This is a genomic window from Kitasatospora sp. NPDC091207, assembly GCF_044768625.1.
Lineage (GTDB): Bacteria > Actinomycetota > Actinomycetes > Streptomycetales > Streptomycetaceae > Kitasatospora.
In genome coordinates this window covers 1-21,929 of the sequence record NZ_JBIVVS010000013.1, presented here as the reverse complement: position 1 = coordinate 21,929, position 21,929 = coordinate 1, and the positions used below count along the sequence as shown (strand labels likewise).

17 protein-coding genes are annotated in these 21,929 nt (G+C 73.8%); 10 read left to right on the top strand and 7 right to left on the bottom strand.

The window, feature by feature from the left end; all coding sequences use genetic code 11:
• Positions 1-18: 18 nt before the first annotated feature.
• Positions 19-1,242, bottom strand: a complete 1,224-nt coding sequence (locus tag ACIQTO_RS21580; RefSeq protein WP_402390288.1) for an acyl-CoA dehydrogenase family protein — start codon at positions 1,240-1,242, stop codon at positions 19-21.
• A 268-nt stretch (positions 1,243-1,510) separates the two neighbouring features.
• On the opposite strand from ACIQTO_RS21580, the gene ACIQTO_RS21575 reads away from it, so the two are divergent.
• Together ACIQTO_RS21575 and ACIQTO_RS21570 are read left to right on the top strand one after the other, a co-directional pair.
• Positions 1,511-2,143 carry a TetR family transcriptional regulator gene (locus ACIQTO_RS21575; RefSeq protein ID WP_402390285.1) on the top strand — a complete coding sequence of 211 codons (633 nt, stop codon included), beginning with the start codon at positions 1,511-1,513 and terminating at the stop codon, positions 2,141-2,143.
• A 74-nt stretch (positions 2,144-2,217) separates the two neighbouring features.
• The gene (locus ACIQTO_RS21570; RefSeq protein WP_402390283.1) at positions 2,218-3,765 is read left to right on the top strand and encodes a cellulase family glycosylhydrolase; all 1,548 of its coding nucleotides are present in this window, start codon (positions 2,218-2,220) and stop codon (positions 3,763-3,765) included.
• Between the two features lie 67 nt (positions 3,766-3,832).
• On the opposite strand, the gene ACIQTO_RS21565 is transcribed toward ACIQTO_RS21570, so the two are convergent.
• A complete protein-coding gene (locus ACIQTO_RS21565; protein ID WP_402390280.1) occupies positions 3,833-5,857 on the bottom strand; it encodes a M3 family metallopeptidase in 2,025 nt (674 codons plus the stop codon).
• A 169-nt stretch (positions 5,858-6,026) separates the two neighbouring features.
• Here ACIQTO_RS21565 and ACIQTO_RS21560 point away from each other — a divergent pair, with 169 nt between their 5' ends.
• Complete coding sequence (locus ACIQTO_RS21560; RefSeq protein WP_402390278.1) at positions 6,027-7,742, top strand: bifunctional 3'-5' exonuclease/DNA polymerase; 1,716 nt, start codon at positions 6,027-6,029, stop codon at positions 7,740-7,742.
• 49 nt (positions 7,743-7,791) lie between these two features.
• On the opposite strand, the gene dhaM is transcribed toward ACIQTO_RS21560, so the two are convergent.
• Positions 7,792-8,184: a dihydroxyacetone kinase phosphoryl donor subunit DhaM gene (gene dhaM, locus ACIQTO_RS21555; RefSeq protein WP_402390275.1), complete on the bottom strand. Its 393-nt coding sequence runs from the start codon at positions 8,182-8,184 to the stop codon at positions 7,792-7,794.
• A 159-nt stretch (positions 8,185-8,343) separates the two neighbouring features.
• Here dhaM and dhaK point away from each other — a divergent pair, with 159 nt between their 5' ends.
• Positions 8,344-9,339: a dihydroxyacetone kinase subunit DhaK gene (dhaK, locus tag ACIQTO_RS21550; protein WP_402390272.1), complete on the top strand. Its 996-nt coding sequence runs from the start codon at positions 8,344-8,346 to the stop codon at positions 9,337-9,339.
• Positions 9,340-9,355: 16 nt separating this feature from the next.
• Positions 9,356-9,991 (top strand): dihydroxyacetone kinase subunit DhaL, encoded by a 636-nt coding sequence (gene dhaL / locus ACIQTO_RS21545; RefSeq protein WP_402390269.1) that lies wholly within the window; start codon positions 9,356-9,358, stop codon positions 9,989-9,991.
• 15 nt (positions 9,992-10,006) lie between these two features.
• Here the strand turns inward: dhaL and ACIQTO_RS21540 are convergent, their stop codons facing one another.
• The gene (locus ACIQTO_RS21540) at positions 10,007-11,179 is read right to left on the bottom strand and encodes a PP2C family protein-serine/threonine phosphatase (RefSeq protein ID WP_402390267.1); all 1,173 of its coding nucleotides are present in this window, start codon (positions 11,177-11,179) and stop codon (positions 10,007-10,009) included.
• A 151-nt stretch (positions 11,180-11,330) separates the two neighbouring features.
• Between ACIQTO_RS21540 and ACIQTO_RS21535 the strand changes: the two genes are divergently transcribed.
• The 3 genes from ACIQTO_RS21535 (at position 11,331) to ACIQTO_RS21525 (ending at position 15,151) form a co-directional block, all read left to right on the top strand.
• Complete coding sequence (locus ACIQTO_RS21535; RefSeq protein ID WP_402390264.1) at positions 11,331-12,272, top strand: PrsW family intramembrane metalloprotease; 942 nt, start codon at positions 11,331-11,333, stop codon at positions 12,270-12,272.
• A 250-nt stretch (positions 12,273-12,522) separates the two neighbouring features.
• On the top strand, positions 12,523-12,741 hold the full coding sequence (locus ACIQTO_RS21530) for a heavy-metal-associated domain-containing protein (protein ID WP_380579522.1): 219 nt from the start codon (positions 12,523-12,525) through the stop codon (positions 12,739-12,741).
• A gap of 70 nt (positions 12,742-12,811) precedes the next feature.
• Complete coding sequence (locus ACIQTO_RS21525; RefSeq protein ID WP_402390261.1) at positions 12,812-15,151, top strand: heavy metal translocating P-type ATPase; 2,340 nt, start codon at positions 12,812-12,814, stop codon at positions 15,149-15,151.
• Positions 15,152-15,227: 76 nt separating this feature from the next.
• Here ACIQTO_RS21525 and ACIQTO_RS21520 read toward each other — a convergent pair whose 3' ends face one another.
• The 3 genes from ACIQTO_RS21520 to ACIQTO_RS21510 form a co-directional block, all read right to left on the bottom strand.
• The gene (locus ACIQTO_RS21520; RefSeq protein WP_402390258.1) at positions 15,228-15,947 is read right to left on the bottom strand and encodes an SDR family NAD(P)-dependent oxidoreductase; all 720 of its coding nucleotides are present in this window, start codon (positions 15,945-15,947) and stop codon (positions 15,228-15,230) included.
• Between the two features lie 511 nt (positions 15,948-16,458).
• Entirely contained in the window at positions 16,459-17,748 is a 1,290-nt protein-coding gene (locus tag ACIQTO_RS21515; protein WP_402390255.1) for a citrate synthase, read from the bottom strand.
• 224 nt (positions 17,749-17,972) lie between these two features.
• Positions 17,973-20,210, bottom strand: a complete 2,238-nt coding sequence (locus ACIQTO_RS21510) for an ATP-dependent RecD-like DNA helicase (RefSeq protein ID WP_402390253.1) — start codon at positions 20,208-20,210, stop codon at positions 17,973-17,975.
• A gap of 156 nt (positions 20,211-20,366) precedes the next feature.
• On the opposite strand from ACIQTO_RS21510, the gene ACIQTO_RS21505 reads away from it, so the two are divergent.
• Both ACIQTO_RS21505 and ACIQTO_RS21500 read left to right on the top strand, forming a co-directional pair.
• Complete coding sequence (locus ACIQTO_RS21505; RefSeq protein ID WP_402390250.1) at positions 20,367-21,158, top strand: VOC family protein; 792 nt, start codon at positions 20,367-20,369, stop codon at positions 21,156-21,158.
• Between the two features lie 167 nt (positions 21,159-21,325).
• Positions 21,326-21,778 (top strand): GNAT family N-acetyltransferase, encoded by a 453-nt coding sequence (locus tag ACIQTO_RS21500; protein ID WP_402390248.1) that lies wholly within the window; start codon positions 21,326-21,328, stop codon positions 21,776-21,778.
• Positions 21,779-21,929 lie beyond the last annotated feature (151 nt).

Genomic DNA, 21,929 nt, shown 5'->3' with positions numbered 1-21,929 from the left:
CCCGCCCGACCCGCGCGCTCAGCGGATCGGCATCCCCGAGATCGCGCGGGCGATCACCAGCCGCTGGATCTCACTGGTGCCCTCGAAGATCGAGTAGATCGCACTGTCCCGGTGCATCCGCTCGACCGGGTACTCGCGGGTGAAGCCGTTGCCGCCGAGGATCTGCATCGCCTGCGCGGTGACCCACTTGGCGGTCTCACCCGCGTAGAGCTTGGACATCGAGCCCTCGGCCGCGGTGAACGGCTGGTTGTTCGCCGCCATCCAGGAGGCCCGCCAGACCAGCAGCCGCGCGGCGTCGATCCGGGTCCTCATGTCCGCGAGCTGGAAGGCCACCCCCTGGTTGTCGATGATCGGGCGGCCGAACTGCACCCGGGTCTTCGCGTAGTCCAGCGCCACCTCGTACGCGGCCCGGGCGATCCCGATCGCCTGCGCCCCGACGGCCGGCCGGGAGGCCTCGAAGGTGGCCATCGCCGCGTTGCCCCGGCCGCCGCCGCGCTCGGCCCCCTCGCGGGCCCGGGCCAGCCGCTCGTCCAGCCGCTCCTTGCCGCCGAGCAGGCAGTGCCCGGGCAGCCGGACGCCGTCCAGGACCACCTCGGCGGTGTGCGAGGCGCGGATGCCGTGCTTCTTGAACTTCTGGCCCTGGCTGAGCCCGGGTGTGCCCGGCGGCACCACGAAGGAGGCCTGCCCGCGCGCGCCGAGCGCCGGGTCGACGGTGGCCACCACCACGTGGACGGCGGCGATCCCGCCGTTGGTCGCCCAGGTCTTGGTGCCGTTCAGCACCCACTCGTCCTTGGCCTCGTCGTAGACGGCCTTGGTGCGCAGCGCGGAGACGTCCGAGCCGGCGTCCGGCTCGGAGGAGCAGAACGCGGCCACCTTGACGTCGTCCGGGGTGCCGAACATCTGCGGCGCCCAGGTGCCGATCTGCTCCTCGGTGCCGTTGGCCAGCACGGCGACGGCGGCCAGCGTGGTGCCGACGATGGACAGGCCGATGCCCGCGTCGCCCCAGAACAGTTCCTCCATGGCGATCGGGATGCCCACGCCGGAGGGGTCGAAGTACTGCTGGGCGTAGAAGTCCAGCGAGTAGACGCCGATCTTGGCGGCCTCCTGGATGACCGGCCAGGGGGTCTCCTCGCGCTCGTCCCACTCGGCCGCGGCGGGGCGCATCACCTCGGCGGCGAAGCCGTGCAGCCAGTCGCGTACGGCGAGCTGGTCCGCGCCCGGGTCCAGCGAGAACGTGCTCATGATGCCTCCGGTCGAAGGGGCCCCCGCCGCCGGACCGGCGGCGGGTGCGAGGGCGGGCTGAAGCGGTGTCGGACAGGTGTTACCGGGGGTAACATCGCGGGGAGTCTGCTACTCATAGGTAGGAATGTCAACGTCCACCACCCGGCGGCGCCGCGGCGCACCCGCCCCGCACTCCGCACCACCCGCATCACCCGCACCACCGCCCCGCCCCAGCACCGCCCCCCTCCCGCAGCCGGAACCCCGTCGGCCAGACCCGCCAGGAGCCCCCATGCCGCCCGCCGACGAACCCCGCCGGGAGCAGCTGCTCAACGCCGCCGACCGGGTGGTCCAGCGGGAGGGCCCGGGCGCCAGCATGAACGCCATCGCCGCCGAGGCCGGGATCACCAAGCCGATCCTGTACCGCCACTTCGGCGACCGGACCGGCCTGATCCGGGCGCTGACCGAGCGCCACACCAGCGGTCTGCTGGCCGCCGTACGGGCCGCGCTGAGCGAACCGCTGGAGCGCCGCGACCGCGTCGAGCACGTGCTGGACACCTACCTCGCCGGGATCGAGGCCCGCCCGCAGGTCTACCGGCTGCTGACCCACCCCGAGCCGGGCGACCCGTCCGGGATCGGCAACGCGCTCGCCCCGGCGCTGCGCCAGATCGCCGAGGAGATCACCCGGGCCGTCCAGAGCCAGGTCGACCTCGGGGCCGACCGTGAACTACTCGCCGAGGCCTGGGGCCGGGGCATCACCGGCATGGTGCTGGCGGCCGGCGACTGGTGGCTGGAGTCCAGACCCTGCTCGCGCACCCGGATGGTGCAGGCGCTCGCCGACCTGCTCTGGGGCCGGCTCGCGGCCGCCGCCGATCTGCCGACCGCCGCCCTGCCCGCCCCGGCCGCGGACGTACCGCCGGTCTGAACCCTTGTGCGGTACACGGCAATCCGGGCATCATCGGGCCCCAGCCCCGCTCCGCGAGATCCCGCGAGGTCCCGATGCGCCTGCGCCGCACCGCCGTTGCCCTCCTGCTCGCCACCACCGCCGCCCTGGCCGCCCCGACCTCCGCGTCCGCGACCGCGCGCCCGGACCGACCCGGGGTCCAGGCCCCGGACAGCGCCGCCCGGGACAGCACACGGGACAGCGCCCAGGACAGCCCCCACGACCGCGGCCGGCCCGCCCGGGCCGGGTTCCCCACCGGCACCGCCACCGCCCCGGACGGCACCACCGACCTCACCGACGCCACCGGCCGCCGGCTCCGGCTCCGCGGCTTCAACCTCGACAAGTACGCCGAGGCCACCGAGCAGGACATCGCGTCCCTGGCCGCCCAGGGCTTCACGCTGATCCGGGTGGCCGTCTCCTGGACCAGGCTGGAGCCCACCCGAGGGCACCTCGACCCGGCCGAACTGCGCCGCCTGAACCAGGTGCTCGACTGGGCCGACCGCCACCGGGTGCTGACCCTGGTCGACTTCCACCAGGACGTCTACGGGCCGAAGTACGGCGGCGGCGACCGCGGCATCCCGCTCTGGGCCACCCGCGACGACGGGCTGCCGTTCACCCCGGACCCGGACGACTGGTTCGCCGGCTACTTCCAGCCCGCCGTCCAGGCCGCCTTCCGCCACCTCTACGACGACCCGGACCTGCGCGCCTGGCAGGCCGACTTCTACACCCGGCTGGCCCGCGAACTGCGCGACCACCCCTCGCTCCTGGGCTACGACCTGTTCAACGAGCCGTTCGGACCGGTCGACGGCGACCCGACCGACCCGGCCGTGCTCGCCGCCGCGTCCGCCGCCCTCGAACAGGGCCGCCTCGCCGACATGTACCGCCGGCTGATCCGGGCCGTGCGCCGGGTGGACTCCCGCGCCTGGCTGTTCGTGGAGCCGACCGTGCTGGTCGGCCAGGGCGTGCCCACCCGGCTGCCCGGCTTCACCGACCCGCGCCCCGGCGCGCCCCGGCTCGGCTACGCGCCGCACTTCTACGACACCGCCGTCGAGAACGGCGCCGACTGGGACGCCTCCGGCGGCTTCGTCGAGAACTACACCGCCGCGATCACCGCCTACCCCGCCGCCCACCACCTGCCGGTCCTGGTCGGCGAGTGGGGGCCGCCGAGCGCGCGGACCCCGGGCAACGCCCAGCTGGTCCGCCGTCAGGTCGCGGCCATGGACGGCTTCGCCGCCGGCTGGGCGATGTGGTACTGGTGCCGGGGCGACGGCGGGTACTGCGCGCTCGATCCGGCCGGCCGCCCCGCCCCCGGCGACGAACCGGCCTTCGGCCCCTACCCGGTGGCGGTCGCCGGGACGGCCGTGCGCACCGGCCCGGCCCCGGGCGGCCACCTCGTGCGGTGGACCGCCGACGGCACCGGCCGGAGCACCGAACTGGTGCTGCCCGCCACCGCGTTCCCCGCCGGCGCGCGGATCTCCGTCACCCCGGCGGGCGCCCGGGTCGAGCTCGACCAGCCGGCCGGCGGCCGGGCCGGCACCGCCCGGATCCGCCTGCCGCACAGCCGCCCGGGCACCCCGGTCACGGTGACCCTCACACCCCGCTGAGGCCCGGTGCCCCGCCCCGCCGACCCCCACCGGGCCCCGGTGGCGGGCCCGGCGGGGCGGGCCACCGTTACGCCAGACCGCGGCGGGCCAGCAGCGGACCGGTCCGCGGGTCGCGCCCGACCACCGCGCGGAAGGAGTCCAGTGCGTCCCGGCTGTCCCCGCGCGACAGCAGCTCGCGGCGGAACACCTCGCCGCTCTCCCGCACGCCGCGGCCGTTGTCCCGGAACCAGTCCACCGTCTCGGCGTCCAGCACCTCGGACCAGATGTACGCGTAGTAGCCCGCGCTGTACCCGCCGGCGAAGACGTGCGAGAAGTACGCCGTCCGGTAGCGCGGCGGGATCGCCGCCACCGCGAGCCCGGCCTTCGCCAGCGCCCGCGCCTCGAACTCCTCGGCGTCCGCGATCTCCTGGCCCTGCGGCACGGTGTGCCAGGCCAGGTCGAGCAGCGTCGCCGCCAGGTACTCGACGGTCCGCTGGCCCTGTCCGAAGCCCTCGGCCGCCGCCATCCGCCCGACCAGTTCGGCCGGCAGCGGCTCGCCGGTCACATGGTGCTTGGCGTAGTTGGCCAGCACCTCGGGCCGGACCATCCACATCTCGTTGACCTGCGAGGGGAACTCCACGAAGTCCCGCGGCACGTCCGTCCCGGCGAAGTACGGGTAGCGCACGTCGGAGAAGAGCCCGTGCAGCGCGTGGCCGAACTCGTGGAACAGCGTGCGCACCTCGTCCCAGGAGAGCAGCACCGGCTCGCCCGGCGCCGGGCGGGCCACGTTCAGGTTGTTCATCACCACCGGGCGCCGGCCCAGCAGCCGCGACTGGGTGACCAGTTCGTCCATCCAGGCGCCGCCGCGCTTGGACGCCCGGGCGTGGAAGTCCCCGAGGAACAGGCCGAGCGAACCGCCGTCCTCCTCGAACACCTCGAAGACCCGCACGTCCGGGTGGTACGCGGTGAGGTCCGGACGCTCGGTGAAGGTCACCCCGTACGCCAGGGTGGCGGCGAAGAAGACGCCGTCGCGCAGCACCCGCTCCAGCTCGAACCAGGGGCGCAGCGCCGCCGCGTCCACCCGGTACGAGGACTGCCGGACCAGCTCCGCGTAGTACGCCCAGTCGTGCGCGGCGATCTCCTCGATCCCGTCGGCGGCCGCCGCCCCGGCCAGCTCCACCGCCTCCCGCCGGGCGTTGGCCACCGCCGGCGGCACCAGCCGGGCCAGCAGTGCGTCGACCGCCTCGACCGTGCCGGCCGTCTCGTCCGCCACCACGTAGGCCGCGTGCGTGTCGTACCCGAGCAGCCGGGCGCGCTCGGCGCGCAGCGCGGACATCCGGATCGCCAGCGGGCCGTTGGTCCGTGCCGCGCGACCCAGCGAGGCCGCCAGCAGGCGCTCGCGCACCGAGCGGTCGGTGAGGAAGGCCAGCTCGGTCTGGTTGGAGAAGTTCTTCAGGCTCAGCACGTACTTGCCGTCGTGCCCGAGTGCCCGGGCGTTCTCGGCCGCGCCGGCGATCGCGTCCGGCGAGAGCCCGGCCAGCTCCGCCGCGGAGTCCAGCACCAGCGCCCGCGCCTTCGAGTCCGCCGACACATTGCGCCGGAACGCCGACGCGCCGGCGGCCAGTTCGGCGTTCAGCTCGCGCAGCCGCCGCTGGTCGGCGGCGCCGAGCCGGGCACCGGCCCGGACGAAGGCGGTGTGCCGCCGCTCCAGCAGCCGCAGCGACTCCTCGTCCAGGCCGAGCCCGGCCCGCCGCCCGTACAGCTCCTCGATCCGGGCGAACAGCGCCGCGTCCAGGTGGATCGCGTCCCGGTGCGCCGCCAGCCGCGGGCTGACCTCGGCGTCCACGCCGTCCACGCCGGGCGTGGTGTCCGAGGAGACCTGGTTGTCGAAGACCGCGCCGACCCGCTTCAGCAGCGCACCCGAGCGCTCCAGCGCGATCAGGGTGTTGTCGAAGGTCGGCGGCTCCGGGTTGGCGGCGATCTCGGCGATCTCGGCGAGCTGCTCGGCCATCCCGCGCTCGAAGGCGGGCAGGTAGTGCTCTTCCCGGATCTCGGCGAAGGGGGGCAGTTCGTAGACCAGGGTGCTGGGCCTGAAGAACGGGTTCTCGGTCATTTCGCCGACCCTACGCCGTGGCAACGGCCCGGCAAACGCCCCCGGCCGGGCGGGTGGCGCACGGCCCGGACACCGGCGCATCGGCCGGTACGCGCGCCTACACCGGTTGTCGTACCCACCGGTTACCGTCGAGGTCCGCAGCCCGTACGCACGAGAGGAGGAGCCCCCGGTGGCACCCCGGATCGCCCTCGTCCCCGACCCGCACGGCCCGGGCGGGCGGTTGCAGCCTCTCGACGACGCCGGCGCGCCGCTCGGCCCGCCCGCCGCCGTGGCGGACCTCGCGGCCGCCGTCGCCGAGCGGGAGGCCGCCGAACACCCCCGCTGGGTCTGGGCGGCCACCGACAGCGCCTACGCGCCCCTGCTCCCCCGGCTGCCCGAGCGGCTCGCCCGCTGCCATGACCTGCGGCTGGTCGAGGCCCTGCTGCTGGGACAGGAGGGCCGGTTCGGCGCGCCCCGCTCGCTCGGCGCCGCCTGGGCCCGGCTGCACGGGCTGCCTGTCCCGGCCGACCTTCCCGAGCCCGGCACCGCGGAGGCCGGGGACGGCCAGGACACCCTGTTCGCCCCCGACCGGCTCCAACTGCCGCCCGGGGCCGACGCACTGGCCGCCGTGGCCGCCGTGCACGCCGAGCAGCAGCGCCGGCTCGCCGCGATCACCGATCCGGGTGCCCGCTCCCGGTTCCGGCTGCTGGTCGCCGCCGAGTCGGCCGGCGCGCTGGTGGCCGCCGAGATGGCCCACGACGGCCTGCCCTGGCGCACCGACATCCACGACCGGCTGCTCACCGAGCTGCTCGGCCCCCGTCCGACCGTTCCCGGCACCCAGCCCAGGCGGCTCGCCGAGCTGTCCGTCGAGCTCCAGGACGCCCTCGGCGGCCGCCCGTTCAACCCCGACTCGCACAGCCAGGTACTGCGCGCCTTCGCCGACCGGGGCATCCAGCTCGGCTCCACCCGGTCCTGGGAGCTGAAGGCCGTGGACCACCCGGCCGCCGCGCTGATGGTCCGTTACAAGGAGCTCGCCCGGATCCACGCCGCGCACGGCTGGGCCTGGCAGGACGCCTGGGCCCGCGCCGGCCGGTTCCGGCCCGAGTACGTGGTCGGCGGCGTGGTCTCCGGCCGCTGGGCCAGCCGGGGCGGCGGCGCCCTGCAGATCCCGCGCATCCTGCGCCGCGCCGTCGTCGCCGACCCCGGGTGGCTGCTCGTCGTCGCCGACGCCGCCCAGTTGGAGCCGCGGGTGCTGGCCGCGCTCTCCCAGGACGCCGCGCTGGCCCGCGCCGCCGCCGCCGGCGACCTGTACGAGGCGCTGGCCGCCTCCGCCTTCCAGGGGGACCGCGACAAGGCCAAGCTCGGCCTGCTCGGCGCCATGTACGGCCAGACCGGCGGGGACATCGGCCCGCTGCTCGCGACTCTGCGCCGCCGCTACCCGGCCGCCATGGGCTACGTCGAGGCGGCCGCCCGGACCGGCGAGGACGGCGGCGTGGTCGCCTCCCGGCTGGGCCGGGTCTGCCCGCCGCCCTCCGCCGACTGGCTCGACCTCACCGAGGCGCCCGAGACGGCGGGGGACGCCGGCGGCCGCTCGGCGCGCGCCCGGGGCCGCTTCACCCGCAACTTCGTGATCCAGGCCAGCGCGGCGGACTGGGCGCTCGCCCTGCTCGCGGCGCTGCGCCGGCGGCTGGGCGCGCTGCCCGCCGCCGACCCGGCCGACCGGCCGCACCTGGTGTTCTTCCAGCACGACGAGGTGGTGGTGCACACCCCGGCGAACCTGGCGGACCAGGTGGCCGCCGCCGTCGCCGAGGCGGCCGACGAGGCCCGCCGGCTGGTGTTCGGGGACACCCCGGTCCGGTTCCCGCTCACCACCGCCGTGGTGGACTGCTACGCCGACGCCAAGTAGCCGGGCCCGGCACCGGCCCGGCCCGGCCCGGCCGCCGCACCGGCACCGGCTACAGCTTGCGGAACGCCCGCGCGTCCTCGGCGGCCGCGGCCACCTCGGCGACGGCCGCCCCGGTGGACGCCGTCACCGCGGCCGCGACCGCGCCCTCCACGAACGGCGCGTCCACCAGCACCACCCCGGGGCGCGGCTCGTCCTCCAGCAGCGCGACGGCGGTCAGCACCGAGCTGCCGAGGTCCGCCAGGACCACCGCGCCCGCCCCGCCGTCCGCCTCCGCGACGGCGCGGGCGATCAGGTCGTAGCTCGTCCCGAGCCCGCCGTCCTCGGTGCCGGCCGCCACCACCACCCGTACCGCGTCCGAGGCGAGTTCCGCCAGCAACTCCCGCAGCCCGGCGGCGAGCTGTGCGCTGTGCGAGACCAGGACGATGCCCACGTAGTCGCTCATACCGCCGACCCTACGACCGCCCCGCGGCTCCGCGGGAGTGGGCCGCCCGGCCCCGCGTGTCGTACCGCGGCCCGTCCGCGCGCGTGTCGCACCCCGTGCCGGCCGCCCCCGTCTGGCGTAGCGTCGGGTCAGCACCGTCTGCCGAGGGAGCGAAGCGCCGTGAAGAAGCTGATCAATACCCCGGAGAGCGTCCTGGAGGACGCCTTGGCCGGAGTCGCCGCCGCCCACCCGGAGTTGACGGTGGATGTCGCGAACCGGGTGATCACCCGCGCGGTCCGCCCGGACGCGTCGAAGGTCGCGCTGGTGTCCGGCGGCGGTTCCGGCCACGAACCGCTGCACGGCGGTTTCGTCGGCCCGGGCATGCTGGACGCCGCCTGTCCGGGCGAGGTGTTCACCTCCCCCGTGCCGGACCAGATGCTGGCCGCCGCCAAGGCCGTGGACTCCGGCGCCGGGGTGGTCTTCGTCGTGAAGAATTACACCGGCGACGTGATGAACTTCGAGCTCGCCGCCGAACTGGCCGCCGAGGAGGGCATCGAGGTCCGCACGGTGCTGGTCGACGACGACGTCGCGGTCGAGGACTCGACCTGGACGGCCGGCCGGCGGGGCACCGGCGCGACCGTGCTGGTGGAGAAGATCGCCGGCGCGCTGGCCGAACGCGGCGCCGCGCTGGACGAGGTGGCCGCCGTGGGCGCGGAGGTCAACGCCGCCTCCCGGTCGTTCGCGATCGCGCTGACCGCCGCGACCGCCCCGGCCGCCGGCAAGCCCGGTTTCGACCTGCCGGAGGACGAGATCGAGGTCGGCGTCGGCATCCACGGCGAGCCCGGCCGCCGGCGCGAGAAGCTCCGCCCGGCCCGCGAGCTCGCCACCGAGGTGGTGGAGACCGTGCTCGCCGACCACCGGCTGACCGCCGGCGACGAGGTGATCGCCCTGCTGAACGGCCTCGGCGCCACCCCCCTGCTGGAGCTGTACATCGTCTACGGCGAGGTCAGCGCCCGGTTGGCCGAGCGCGGCATCACGGTGGCCCGCAGTCTGGTCGGGAACTACGTGACCAGCCTGGACATGGCGGGCTTCTCGCTCACCCTGACCAAGGCCGACGCCCGGCTGCTGGACCTCTGGGACGCCCCGGTGGACACCCCCGCGCTCAAGCGGGCCTGACGGAGGAGGAACGGTCATGGAGTTCGACACCGCGCTGGCCGAGGCCTGGGTGCGCGCGATCGCGGTCGCGGTCGAGAAGGAACAGGGGCGGCTCACCGAGCTGGACTCGGCGATCGGGGACGGCGACCACGGCAGCAACCTGCGGCGCGGCTTCACCGCCGTGCTCGCCGCGCTGGACGCGCTCACCCCCGACAGCCCCGGGGCGGTGCTGACCAAGGTCGGCAGCACGCTGATCTCCAAGGTCGGCGGGGCCTCCGGCCCGCTGTACGGGAAGGCCTTCCGCGCCCTGGGCGCCGCCCTGCCCGGACCGGCCGGCCCGGCCGCGTTCGGCGAGGCGCTGGCCGAGGGGCTGCGGGCGGTCCAGGCCCTCGGCAAGGCCGAGCCGGGCGACAAGACCATCGTGGACGCCTACACCCCGGCCCTGGCCGCGTACCGCGGGGCGGTGGCGGCGGGCGCCGACCTGCCGCGGGCCGCCGGGGCCGCGGCGGACGCCGCCGAGCAGGGTGCGCTGGCGACGGTGCCGCTCCAGGCGCGCAAGGGCCGCGCCTCCTACCTCGGCCCGCGCAGCGTCGGCCACCAGGACCCGGGCGCCACCTCCACCGCCCTGCTCTTCCGCGCCCTCGCGGAGGTCGCCGCGGGAGAGCGGGGTTAGGCCGGCCCTCCCGCCCTACCGGTCCGTCCGGGTGATCAGCAGCAGCAGCGCGTCGTCCCGCAGTTCCCCGCCGGTGTGCTCCAGCAGGTCGGCGTAGACCCGGCCGACCGCCGCCTCCAGCTCCGCCGCGGAGCGGGCCGCGCCCCGGACCAGTGGGCCGACCCGCTCCGCCAGCGGATAGAAGTCGCCGTTCGCCCGGTGCCGGGCCTCGATCACGCCGTCGGTGCAGAGCACCAGCACGTCCTCGGGGCCGAACGGCTGGTTCCAGCTGGCCGGCTCCCCGACGGCCAGCCGGCCCAGGCCGAGCGGCACCCAGGGGTCGGGCGCGTGCAGCACGTGCGCCCCGCCCTCGTGGTCCACCCGGATCGGCGGGACGTGCCCGTACTGCAGCAGCTCCATCACCCCCGGTGTGCGGAACTCGGCGAACAGCGCGGTGGTGAACTCGCCGTCGGGGGCGTGCCGCTCGACGCTGGCCTCGATCCGGGCCGCGACCCCGCGCAGCCCGGCCTCGTCGTAGGCGGCCTCGCGGAAGGACCCGAGCACCACGGCGGCGGTCTGCACCGCGCCGAGCCCCTTGCCCCGGACGTCCCCGACCACCACGCGGGTGCCGTGCGGGGTCTCCAGCACCGAGTAGAGGTCCCCGCCGATCCGGGAGGCGTCGGCGGCCGACACGTACCGCACCGCGAGGTGCAGCGGTCCGACCACCGGCCCCGGCAGCCGCAGCAGCGCCCGCTGAGCGGCCTCCGCGACGGAGCTCACGGCCGCGAAGGCGGCGGCCCGGCGCATGCGGATCTTGGCCACCCAGGCGGAGAACACGGTGAGCAGCAGGTAGCTGACCATCGCGCCGTAGAGGAAGCGCTCGTCGTTGACGTTGTCGACCTCGTCGTAGTGGCTGAGGCCGAACACCGTGAACAGGCCGAGCAGGCAGACCATCAGCAGTTCGAGCGGCCGCAGGGTGAGCGCGGCGATGGTGGGCACCACCGTCATCAGCGGCGCGAGGTAGCGGTCCTTGCCGGAGAGCAGGTCGGCGAGCCCGACCAGCAGGACCGCGACCAGGGCGGGGCTGGCCCGGCGCCAGAACGGCACGTCCTGGAGGTCGGCCGCCAGCAGCGCGCCGCGCCGCCGCGCCGGCGGCAGTCCCGTGGCGGTGGGGACCGCGGGCGACTGGGCTCGGCGGATCGGGAACACCTCTCGAACATAACGGACGATCAGCGCCGCCACCCCCGCACTCCGGACCGGTGGGCCGACCCACGCCCGCCGCACTGGGCCAATCGGTACCGAAATGACCTATTTGTCATACAGTGCGACTAAAGCGGCTACACAAGGGAGGCCATCAACGGTGTCCGGATACCGCAACACCCCCCGCATCTCCGCCCCGCCGACGCGCACGGCGGCACGGTCCGACCAATGGCTCAGGGTCTTCCTGATCGGCCTACTGCTCTGGATCGCCACCGTCGCCGTCACCTTCCTCACCGGGAACAGCAACCTGGTGCCGACGATCGTGCTGCTCGGCAGCTTCCTCGTACCGGCCACGATGGTGGTCTGGGCGTACGAGCGGTACGCCGCCGACCTGGGCCCGGACCGGATCTTCGCCTGCTTCGGCATCGGCGGGATCATCGGTGTCCTCGGCGCCTCGGTCCTGGAGACCTACCTGCTCTCCCCCTCGATCTGGATGTACGTCGGCGTCGGCCTGATCGAGGAGGCGGTCAAGCTCGCCGCCCTGATCATGATCTGCCGGCGACTGCGGGTCGGCGGAACGCGCTACGGGCTGGTCCTGGGCGCCACCGTCGGCGCCGGCTTCGCCGCCTTCGAGAGCGCCGGGTACGCCTTCAACGCGGTGCTCAGCATCCAGGGCCTCTCGCTCAAGAACCTGGTGGAGACGGAGATCCTGCGCGGGGTACTGGCACCGGTCGGCCACATCCTGTGGACGGCCATCCTCGGCGGGGTGCTGTTCCGCGAGCGGCGCGGGGGCCACTTCCGCTGCACGCTCCCGGTCGTGCTCACCTACCTGGGCGTCGCGCTGCTGCACGCGTGCTGGGACAGCATGAGCGGCATCGCCGTCTGGCTGGTCGCCCGGACCACCACCAGCGACTGGCAGCGCGCGCTGTTCGACCTCGGCTACATGCCGAACCCGACCACCGAGCAGGTCCACCTCTACACGCTCTACGACACGCTGGGGCTGATCGTGGTCTCGCTCGGCGGCCTGCTCTGGCTGCGCCTGCTGGTCCGCCGCGAGCGGGCCACCCCGATCCCGGCCCAGTACCCGTCGGCGCCCGCCTAGCGGACCCGGCCGCCCCCGCCGCCCCCGCCGGGCCCTCCGCGCCACCCGTCGCGCCCGAATCCGCCCGCCACCCGGCGCGGATTCGGGCGCAGCGTGTCCAGGCGCATACGCTCTGCTGTCGGACCGCGTCCCGATGCGATCCACACCACACCACCCCCTTCTTTGGGGAATACCCCGCAGGGGTATGGTGTCATCAAGAGTGAGAGCCCGGGCGCATGCCCGCGGCCGTACAGACCTCCCGGAGGCCCCGATGTCCAGCACCATCACCTACACCGTGACCGGCATGAGCTGCGGCCACTGCGAGAGCTCGGTCAGCAAGGAGCTCACCGCGCTGGCCGGCGTCACCCAGGTGGCGGCCGACGCCAAGGCCGGCACCGTGACGGTCTCCTCCGCGGCCCCGCTCGACGACGACCAGATCCGCGCGGCCGTCGACGAGGCCGGCTACGAGCTGGTCGGCCGCTCCGTCTGAGCCCCCTCGGCGCGGCGGGGGCCGCTCGCCCCGGCCCCCGCCGCGCACCCTCCCCAAGGAGCTGATCAGCATGAGCGCCTCCACCCCGGCCGACACCGCCGCGGACCCGGCCGCCGCCGCGGGCGGCCCGCGTGACCAGGACGGCGGAGCCGCGGTACGGGACCGCGTCGAGCTGTCGATCGGCGGGATGACCTGTGCCTCCTGCGCGGCCCGGATCGAGAAGAAGCTCAACCGGATGGAGGGCGTCGAGGCCACGGTCAACTACGCCACCGAGAAGGCCCGGATCGACTTCGGACCGGGCGTGAGCGTGGCCGACCTCATCACCACCGTCGAGAACACCGGCTACAGCGCCGAACTCCCCGCGCCACCGGCCGCCGAACCGACCGCCGACCCCGCCGGGCCGGCCCCCGCCCCGGAGCGGCCCGCCGCCGACCCGCTGCTGGACCGGCTGCTGATCAGCGCCGTCCTCAGTGTGCCGGTGGTCATGCTGTCGATGATCCCGTCCCTGCAGTTCGCCAACTGGCAGTGGCTGGCCTTCGCCCTCACCGGTCCGGTCGTCGTCTACGGCGGGCTGCCGTTCCACCGGGCCGCCTGGACCAACCTGAAGCACGGCGCCGCGACCATGGACACCCTGGTCTCGCTCGGCACCCTGGCCGCCTTCGGCTGGTCCTTCTGGGCCCTGTTCTGGGGCCACGCCGGGATGACCGGGATGCGGCACGCGTTCTCGCTGTCGATCGGCGACACCGACGCCTCCTCCACCCTCTACCTGGAGACGGCCGCCGCCGTCACCGTGCTGATCCTGCTCGGCCGCTACCTGGAGGCGCGCTCCAAGCGCCGCGCCGGCGCCGCCCTGCACGCCCTGCTCGACCTGGGGGCCAAGGACGTCTCGGTACTCCGGGACGGCGCCGAGATCCGGCTGCCGGTGGACCGGCTGACCCCCGGGACGCGCTTCGTGGTCCGTCCGGGCGAGAAGATCGCCACCGACGGCACCGTGGTCGAGGGGTCCTCCGCGGTGGACGCCTCGATGCTGACCGGCGAGTCCGTCCCGGTCGAGGTCGCGGTCGGCGACACCGTCACCGGCGCCACCGTCAACGCCGGCGGCCGGCTGGTCGTCGAGGCCACCCGGGTCGGCGCCGACACCCAGCTCGCCCGGATGGCCAAGCTGGTCGAGGACGCCCAGAACGGCAAGGCCGCCGCCCAGCGGCTGGCCGACCGGATCTCCGCCGTCTTCGTCCCCGCCGTCATCCTGATCGCGCTCGGCACCCTGATCGGCTGGCTGCTGGTCTCCGACAGCCCGACCGAGGCGTTCACGGCCGCGGTCGCGGTGCTGATCATCGCCTGCCCGTGCGCCCTGGGCCTGGCCACCCCGACCGCGTTGATGGTCGGCACCGGCCGGGGCGCGCAGCTGGGCATCCTGATCAAGGGCCCGGAGGTGCTGGAGTCGACCCGCCGGGTGGACACCGTCGTCCTGGACAAGACCGGCACCGTCACCACCGGCCGGATGACCCTGCTCGCCGTCCACACCGCCGACGGCGTCACCGAGACCGAGGCGCTGCGCCTGGCCGGCGCCCTGGAACACGCCTCCGAGCACCCGATCGGGGCCGCTGTCGCGGCGGCCGCGCTCCAGCGCCCCGGCGCTCTGCCGCCGGTCGAGGCGTTCGAGAACGTCCCCGGCCTGGGAGTGCGGGGCGTCGTCGAGGGCCACCGCGTCGTCGCCGGCCGGGCGGCACTGCTGGCCGGGTGGGAGCTGCCACGGGCGCTGGCGGACGCCAAGTCGGCCGCCGAGGCCGCCGGGCGGACCGCCGTCGCGGTCGGCTGGGACGGCGGGGCGCGCGCCGTGCTGGAGGTCGCCGACGCCGTCAAGCCGACCAGCGCCGAGGCGGTCCGCGCCCTGCGCGCGCTGGGCCTGCGGCCCGTCCTGCTGACCGGCGACAACCGGCTGGTCGCCGAGGCGGTGGCCGCCGAGGTCGGTATCGCGGCGACCGACGTGATCGCCGAGGTGCTGCCGCAGGACAAGGTCGCCACCGTGCGGCGGCTCCAGGCCGAGGGCCGGGTCGTGGCCATGGTCGGCGACGGGGTCAACGACGCCGCCGCCCTCGCCCAGGCCGACCTCGGACTCGCCATGGGCACCGGCACCGACGCCGCCATCGAGGCAAGCGACCTCACCCTCGTCCGCGGCGACCTGCTCGCCGCCGCCGACGCCGTCCGGCTCTCCCGCCGCACCCTGGCCACCATCAAGGGCAACCTCTTCTGGGCCTTCGGCTACAACATCGCCGCCCTGCCACTGGCCGCCGCCGGACTCCTCAACCCCATGATCGCGGGGGCCGCGATGGCCTTCTCCTCCGTCTTCGTGGTCACCAACAGCCTCCGGCTGCGCCGGTTCCGGGCTGCCGTCCCGGACCGGCCCTGAGGCCTCGAACGCCCCGACGCCGAGGGGCCCGCACCGCGAGCGACGCGGTGCGGGCCCCTCGGCCGTTCCCCGGCGGTCAGCGCCCGAGCAGTTCCCCGCCGTTGCAGTGCATGATCTCGCCGGTGATGAACCCGGCCTCGGGCGAGGCCAGGAAGTAGACCGCGGCGGCGACCTCACCCGCCTCGCCGATCCGGCCGAGCAGCGTACGGGCCGCCCGGCGGGACACCTCGGCCTCGTCCAGCCGCGGGCCGAAGAACTCGGTGCCCGCCACGGTGCCCGGGGCGACGATGTTGGCCGTGATCCCCGAGGTGCCGAGCTGGGCGGCCAGGAAGTGGTTCCAGGCGTGCAGCGAGGCCTTGGCGGCCCCGTACGAGCCGGCCCCGTTCAGCGCCGCGATCGAGCTGACGGTGACCACCCGGCCCTCCCCCGGGGTGAGCCGGTCGCGGATGGACTCGGTGAGCAGCACCACACTCAGCACGTTGCGCTCGAAGTCGCCGCGCCAGCGGGCCAGCAGGGCGTGCGGCCCGCCGCCGATCACGGTCTCCCGGCTGCCGGCGTTGTTCACCAGGACGTCGACGCGCTCCGGCAGTTCGCCGAGCGCCGCCTCGACGTCGTCGGGATCGGCGAGGTCGCGGACCAGCGGGGTGACGTTCGGCCCCAGATCGGCCGCGGCCCGTTCGAGCACCGCCCGCCGACGGCCCACGATCACGACCTGTTCGCCCGCCTCGGCGAACCGCCGCGCCACTTCGTACCCGATACCCGTGCCACCGCCGGTGACAACGACGTTCCTGGCCATCTGCGCACTCCCTCCCCAGTTCCGCCGCCACGCTGCGAGGGTGCGGGACGGTCCGTACCGGAATGCCACGATTCCTATCACGCTCGGTTGCCGTGACTGCGGGGAGGGTGACGTCGCGGCCGTCGGAACGTGTGCTATGGGCGGGCCACGGCCCGCACACGGAGCGTGGCGAGAGGCAGGTCACACCCCCCGGGCGTAACTTCTCGCACCCTGATACGTCTTAGGTTGGTAGTGCGGCAGTTTTTCGGTGGGCGGAGACGTGGCGAACGGCATCACGTCGCCGCACGGCCACCACTGCCGCCGACGGGGCTCCGGCGGGCCCCGGGTCGGTCGCCGACTGTTGGCGGCCTTCGCGCACGACGCCGGGGTGTGGCGGGTCAGGGACGCTTTGAGCGGCCGTCCCCGGCTGCGGCCGCCCCGGAGTCGTGCGCTGTACGTCTCCCACCCTCGCGCGGGACGGCGAAGGGCCCGGCCGCGCGATGCGGCCGGGCCCTTGACGGGTCCTGCGTCGTCAGCGGCCCTCGAGGCCCACGTAGTCGCGGATCGCGGTGCCGGTGTAGATCTGGCGCGGACGGCCGATCCGGCTGGTCGGGTCGTTGATCATCTCGTGCCAGTGGGCGATCCAGCCCGGCAGCCGGCCGAGGGCGAACAGCACGGTGAACATGCTGGTCGGGAAGCCCATGGCGCGGTAGATCAGGCCGGTGTAGAAGTCCACGTTCGGGTAGAGCTTGCGCGAGACGAAGAAGTCGTCCTGGAGCGCGTGCTCCTCCAGCTTCAGCGCGATGTCGAGCAGCTCGTCGGACTTGCCGAGCTGGCCGAGCACCTCGTGCGCCAGCAGCTTGACCTGCGCGGCGCGCGGGTCGAACGCCTTGTACACGCGGTGGCCGAAGCCCATCAGCTTGACGCCGTCCTCGCGGTTCTTCACCTTGCGGATGAACGCGTCGACGTCGCCGCCGTCCTTCTGGATGCTCTCCAGCATCTCCAGCACGGCCTGGTTGGCGCCGCCGTGCAGCGGACCCCAGAGCGCCGAGATACCGGCCGAGATCGAGGCGAACTGGTTGGCGTGGCTGGAACCCACCAGGCGCACGGTGGAGGTCGAGCAGTTCTGCTCGTGGTCCGCGTGCAGGATCAGCAGCTTGTCGAGCGCGTTGACGACGACCGGGTTGAGCTCGTAGTCCTCGGCGGGGACGGCGAACGTCATCCGCAGGAAGTTCTCGACGTAGCTCAGGTCGTTGCGCGGGTAGACGAAGGGCTGGCCGACCGACTTCTTGTACGCGTAGGCCGCGATGGTCGGGAGCTTCGCCAGCAGGCGGACCGTCGACAGGTGGCGCTGGGCGGCGTCGAACGGGTTGTGGCTGTCCTGGTAGAAGGTGGACAGCGCACCCACCACCGAGGACAGCATCGCCATCGGGTGGGCGTCGCGCGGGAAGCCCTGGTAGAAGCGCTTGACGTCCTCGTGCAGCAGGGTGTGCTGGGTGATCTCGCGGTTGAACTCCGACAGCTGGTCCGCCGTCGGCAGCTCACCGTTGATCAGGAGGTACGCGGTCTCGATGAAGCTGCCCTGCTCGGCGAGCTGCTCGATCGGGTAGCCGCGGTACCGCAGGATGCCGTTGTCGCCGTCCACGAAGGTGATCGCGGACTTGTACGCGGCGGTGTTACCGAAGCCGTTGTCCAGGGTGACCAGGCCGGTCTGCGGGAGCAGCTTCGAGATGTCGAAGCCGGCGTTGCCCGCAGTGCTCTCGACGACGGGGTACTCGTACTCGCCGTCCTGGTACCGCAGTACTACCGAGTTGTCGCTCACGTCTTCCTCACCGACGAAATGAATCCTCTTCCAAGGTGCCCTGACTGTCTCTACCATCCCCCATCTGGCGGACAGCCGCGCACCCGGGGTGGCCCGAAAGGGACCGCCCCTACAAAACCTGCCGCCGCAGCCGGTACGAACCGGACAAGATCGGCACCACCCCAGGCTCTGCCGTAAATCTCTTCACGTCAAGAGAACAATAGAGGCAACCATCCGTTGGAGAATCATCCAGTCGCCAGCCGATGATCCAGCGCGGCGTGCCTCCTACCTGCGCTGACGGTGCGAACCGCCTGCCCGATCGCCTTGCGTGACCCCACCAGCACTACCAGTTTCCGTGCCCTGGTCACGGCCGTGTACAGCAGGTTCCGCTGGAGCATCGTCCACGCGGAGGTGGTGACCGGAATCACCACCACGGGATACTCGCTGCCCTGCGACCGGTGGATCGTCACCGCGTACGCGTGCGCCAACTCGTCCAACTCGTCGAAGTCGTACGGCACCTCCTCGTCCTCGTCGGTGACCACCGTCAACCGCTGGTCGTCCACGCTCAACGAGGTCACCACTCCCACGGTGCCGTTGAAGACACCGTTGCGCCCCTTGTCGTAGTTGTTGCGGATCTGCGTGACCTTGTCCCCCACCCGGAACGTCCGCCCGCCGAACCGCCGCTCCGCCAGCCCCTCCCGGGCCGGCGTCACCGCCGCCTGCAGCAGCGTGTTCAGATTCCCCGCGCCCGCCGGCCCCCGGTGCATCGGCGCCAGCACCTGGACGTCCCGGCGCGCGTCGAACCCGAACCGCTGCGGGATCCGCCGTGCCACCACGTCCACCGTCAGCCCGGCCGCCAGCTCGGCGTCGTCCTCCACGAACAGGAAGAAGTCCGGCAGGCCCTCCGTCAACGGCGGCAGCCCCTCGTTGATCCGGTGCGCGTTGGTCACCACCCCCGACTGCTGGGCCTGCCGGAAGATCCTGGTCAACCGCACCGACGGGACCGGGCCGGCGTCGGCCAGCAGGTCCCGCAGCACCTCGCCGGCCCCCACCGACGGCAGCTGGTCCACATCCCCCACGAACAGCAGGTGCGCCCCCGGCGCCACCGCCTTGACCAGCTTGTTCGCCAGGATCAGGTCCAGCATCGACGCCTCGTCCACCACCACCAGATCGGCGTCCAGCGGGCGGTCCCGGTCGTAGGCCGCGTCCCCGCCCGGCCGCAGCTCCAGCAGCCGGTGCACCGTCGAGGCCTCCACCCCGGTCAGCTCGGCCAGCCGCTTCGCCGCCCGGCCGGTCGGCGCCGCCAGGACGACCTTCGCCCGCTTCGCCAGCGCCAGCGTCACGATCGACTTCACCGTGAACGACTTGCCGCAGCCGGGACCGCCCGTCAGCACCGCCACCTTCTCCGTCAGCGCCAACCGCACCGACTGCTCCTGCTCCGGCGCCAGCTCCGCCCCGGTCCGCTTCGCCAGCCACCCCAGCGCCGCCGGCCAGTCCACGTCCGCGAACCACGGCATCCGGTCCGACTCCGAGCGCAGCAACCGCAGCAGCTGGTTGGCCAGCGAGATCTCCGCCCGGTGGAAGGGCACCAGGTAGACCGCGGTGATCGGCTCACCCCCCTCCCCCGGCACCGACTCCCGCACCACCCCCTCCGTCGCCACCAGCTCCGCCAGGCAGTCGATCACCAGCCCCACGTCCACCTGGAGCAACTTCACCCCGTCCGCGATCAGCCGCTCCTCCGGCAGATAGCAGTGCCCCTGGTCGCTGCTCTGCGACAGCGCGTACTGCAGGCCCGCCTTCACCCGCTCCGGACTGTCGTGCGGAATCCCCACCGCCTGCGCGATCCGGTCCGCCGTCAGGAAGCCGATGCCCCAGACGTCCGACGCCAGCCGGTACGGCTCGTTCTTCACCACCCCGATCGAGCCGTCCCCGTACTGCTTGTAGATCCGTACCGCGAGCGACGTCGACACGCCGACCCCCTGCAGGAAGACCATCACCTCCTTGATGGACTTCTGCTCCTCCCAGGCCGCCGCGATCTTCTTGGTGCGCTTCGGTCCCAGCCCCGGCACCTCGATCAGCCGGCCCGGCTCGTTCTCGATCACCTCCAGGGTGTCCACCCCGAACCGCTCCACGATCCGCTCCGCGAACCGCGGCCCGATCCCCTTGATCAGACCCGAGCCGAGATAGCGCTGGATGCCCTGGATCGTCGCGGGCAGCACCGTGGTGTAGTTCTCCACCACGAACTGCTTGCCGTACTGCGGGTGCGAACCCCACCGCCCGTGCAGCCGCAGCGACTCCCCCGGCTGCGCCCCCAGCAGCGCGCCCACCACCGTCAGCAGGTCGTTCGCACCACGCCCGGTGTCCACCCGGGCGACCGTGTAGCCGGTCTCCTCGTTGGCATACGTGATCCGCTCCAGCACGCCCTCGACCTGAGCGAGCTGGCGCGGCACCGGCGCCTGGTCCGCCTGCGTCTGCCTGGCCACCGGGCCCCCCTTTATCAGTGCGGGTGCAGTTCCGCTACGCACCGTACCGCCCGGGTGCGACAGCGGACGTCCTGATGCCAGGCTGGAGGGGAACCGGGGGGCGCCGTCCCCGCCCGTGCCCCGCCACGACGGGCCCTCCCAAGGAGCACCGCCACCATGCTCAGCACCGACTTCACCCCCGGCTCCCCCAACTGGCTCGACCTCGCCAGCCCCGACACCATCGCGTCCGAGGCCTTCTACGGCACCGTCTTCGGCTGGACCTTCGCCTCGGCCGGGCCCGAAGCCGGCGGCTACGGCTTCTTCCAGCAGGGCGGCCGCACGGTCGCCGCCCTCGGGCCGCTCACCGACGACAGCGCCCACCCCGGCTGGACCATCTACTTCAGCACCCGTGACGCGGACCGCACCACCGCACTCGTCGACGCCGCCGGCGGCACGGTCCGCTTCGCCCCGTTCGACGTGTTCAGCAGCGGCCGCATGGCCGGCTACCGCGACCCCACCGGGGCCGACTTCGCCGTCTGGCAGCCGCACGACACCCGCGGGCTGGACACCGTCACCGAACAGGGCACCTTCTGCTGGGCCGAGTGCTACAGCGTCGACGCCGAGGCGGCGAAGGCCTTCTACCGCGCCACCTTCGGCTGGCAGGAGCAGGACGTCCCGCTGGGCGACGTGACGTACACCGTCCTCACCCCCGCCGGCGGCGGCACCGACGACGCGCACGGCGGCATCGTGCAGCTCGGGCCCGAGCAGACGGCCGCCGGCACCACCTCGCACTGGCTCCCCTACTTCGAGGTCACGAACGTGGACGCCGCGCTCGCCCTGGCCGGTCAGCTGGGCGCGACCGTCCGCATCCCCGCGACGGACGTGCACGGCGTCGGCCGCCTCGCCCAGCTCGTCGACCCGCACGGCGCCGTCTTCGCCGTCATCACCAGTGCGCTGCCCGGCGCGTGACGCCGGATCACCTGAACGGGGCCACCTCCCGGGGCGGCTCCCGGGGCGGCTCCGGACGGCCTGTGGCGGCCGTTGCGGGGGCTGTGGCACCCAGCGGGGAGATCTGGGCGGCCTGCGGTCGCCGGACGAGCCCCCGGGCTCCCCACGGGCCCGCCTAGGCTGTGATCATGACCGACCTGACGATCCGCCGCGCCAGCACCGACGACCTGCCGGCGATAGTGGCCATGCTCGCCGACGACCCCCTGGGTGCCGCCCGCGAGAGCCCCGACGACCTCACTCCCTACCTGGCCGCCTTCGCCCGCCTCGACGCCGATCCGCACCAGCACCTGGTCGTCGCCGAGCGGGCCGGCCGAACCGTCGGGACACTGCAGCTGACCGTCGTGCCCGGACTCTCCCGCAAGGGGTCCACCCGCACCATCATCGAGGCGGTCCGGATCCACGCGGACGAGCGCGGCACCGGCCTCGGCACCGACCTGATCCGATGGGCGATCGACCGGTCCCGCGAGCTCGGCTCCGACCTCGTCCAGCTCACCTCCGACGTGACCCGGACCGACGCCCACCGCTTCTACGAGCGCCTCGGCTTCGTCCCCTCGCACCTGGGGTTCAAGCTCCCGCTGTAATTCCGTCCGCGATTCCGTCACCGGCGGCTCCGCGGCATTCCGCAGCAGCTGCCGATACAACGCAAAGAACCCCCACCCGAAATCGGGTGGGGGTTCTTCACAATGATTGTTCGGCGGCGTCCTACTCTCCCACAGGGTCCCCCCTGCAGTA

Excerpts from the sequence above, each read along its gene's own strand:
- ACIQTO_RS21565 (WP_402390280.1), bottom strand. The coding sequence starts at position 5,857 with ATGACCGAGAACCCGTTCTTCAGGCCCAGCACCCTGGTCTACGAACTG.
- ACIQTO_RS21520 (WP_402390258.1), bottom strand. The coding sequence starts at position 15,947 with ATGGCCAGGAACGTCGTTGTCACCGGCGGTGGCACGGGTATCGGGTAC.
- ACIQTO_RS21575 (WP_402390285.1), top strand. The coding sequence starts at position 1,511 with ATGCCGCCCGCCGACGAACCCCGCCGGGAGCAGCTGCTCAACGCCGCC.
- ACIQTO_RS21530 (WP_380579522.1), top strand. The coding sequence starts at position 12,523 with ATGTCCAGCACCATCACCTACACCGTGACCGGCATGAGCTGCGGCCAC.
- dhaL (WP_402390269.1), top strand. The coding sequence starts at position 9,356 with ATGGAGTTCGACACCGCGCTGGCCGAGGCCTGGGTGCGCGCGATCGCG.
- ACIQTO_RS21580 (WP_402390288.1), bottom strand. The coding sequence starts at position 1,242 with ATGAGCACGTTCTCGCTGGACCCGGGCGCGGACCAGCTCGCCGTACGC.
- dhaM (WP_402390275.1), bottom strand. The coding sequence starts at position 8,184 with ATGAGCGACTACGTGGGCATCGTCCTGGTCTCGCACAGCGCACAGCTC.
- ACIQTO_RS21570 (WP_402390283.1), top strand. The coding sequence starts at position 2,218 with ATGCGCCTGCGCCGCACCGCCGTTGCCCTCCTGCTCGCCACCACCGCC.
- ACIQTO_RS21505 (WP_402390250.1), top strand. The coding sequence starts at position 20,367 with ATGCTCAGCACCGACTTCACCCCCGGCTCCCCCAACTGGCTCGACCTC.
- ACIQTO_RS21500 (WP_402390248.1), top strand. The coding sequence starts at position 21,326 with ATGACCGACCTGACGATCCGCCGCGCCAGCACCGACGACCTGCCGGCG.
- ACIQTO_RS21525 (WP_402390261.1), top strand. The coding sequence starts at position 12,812 with ATGAGCGCCTCCACCCCGGCCGACACCGCCGCGGACCCGGCCGCCGCC.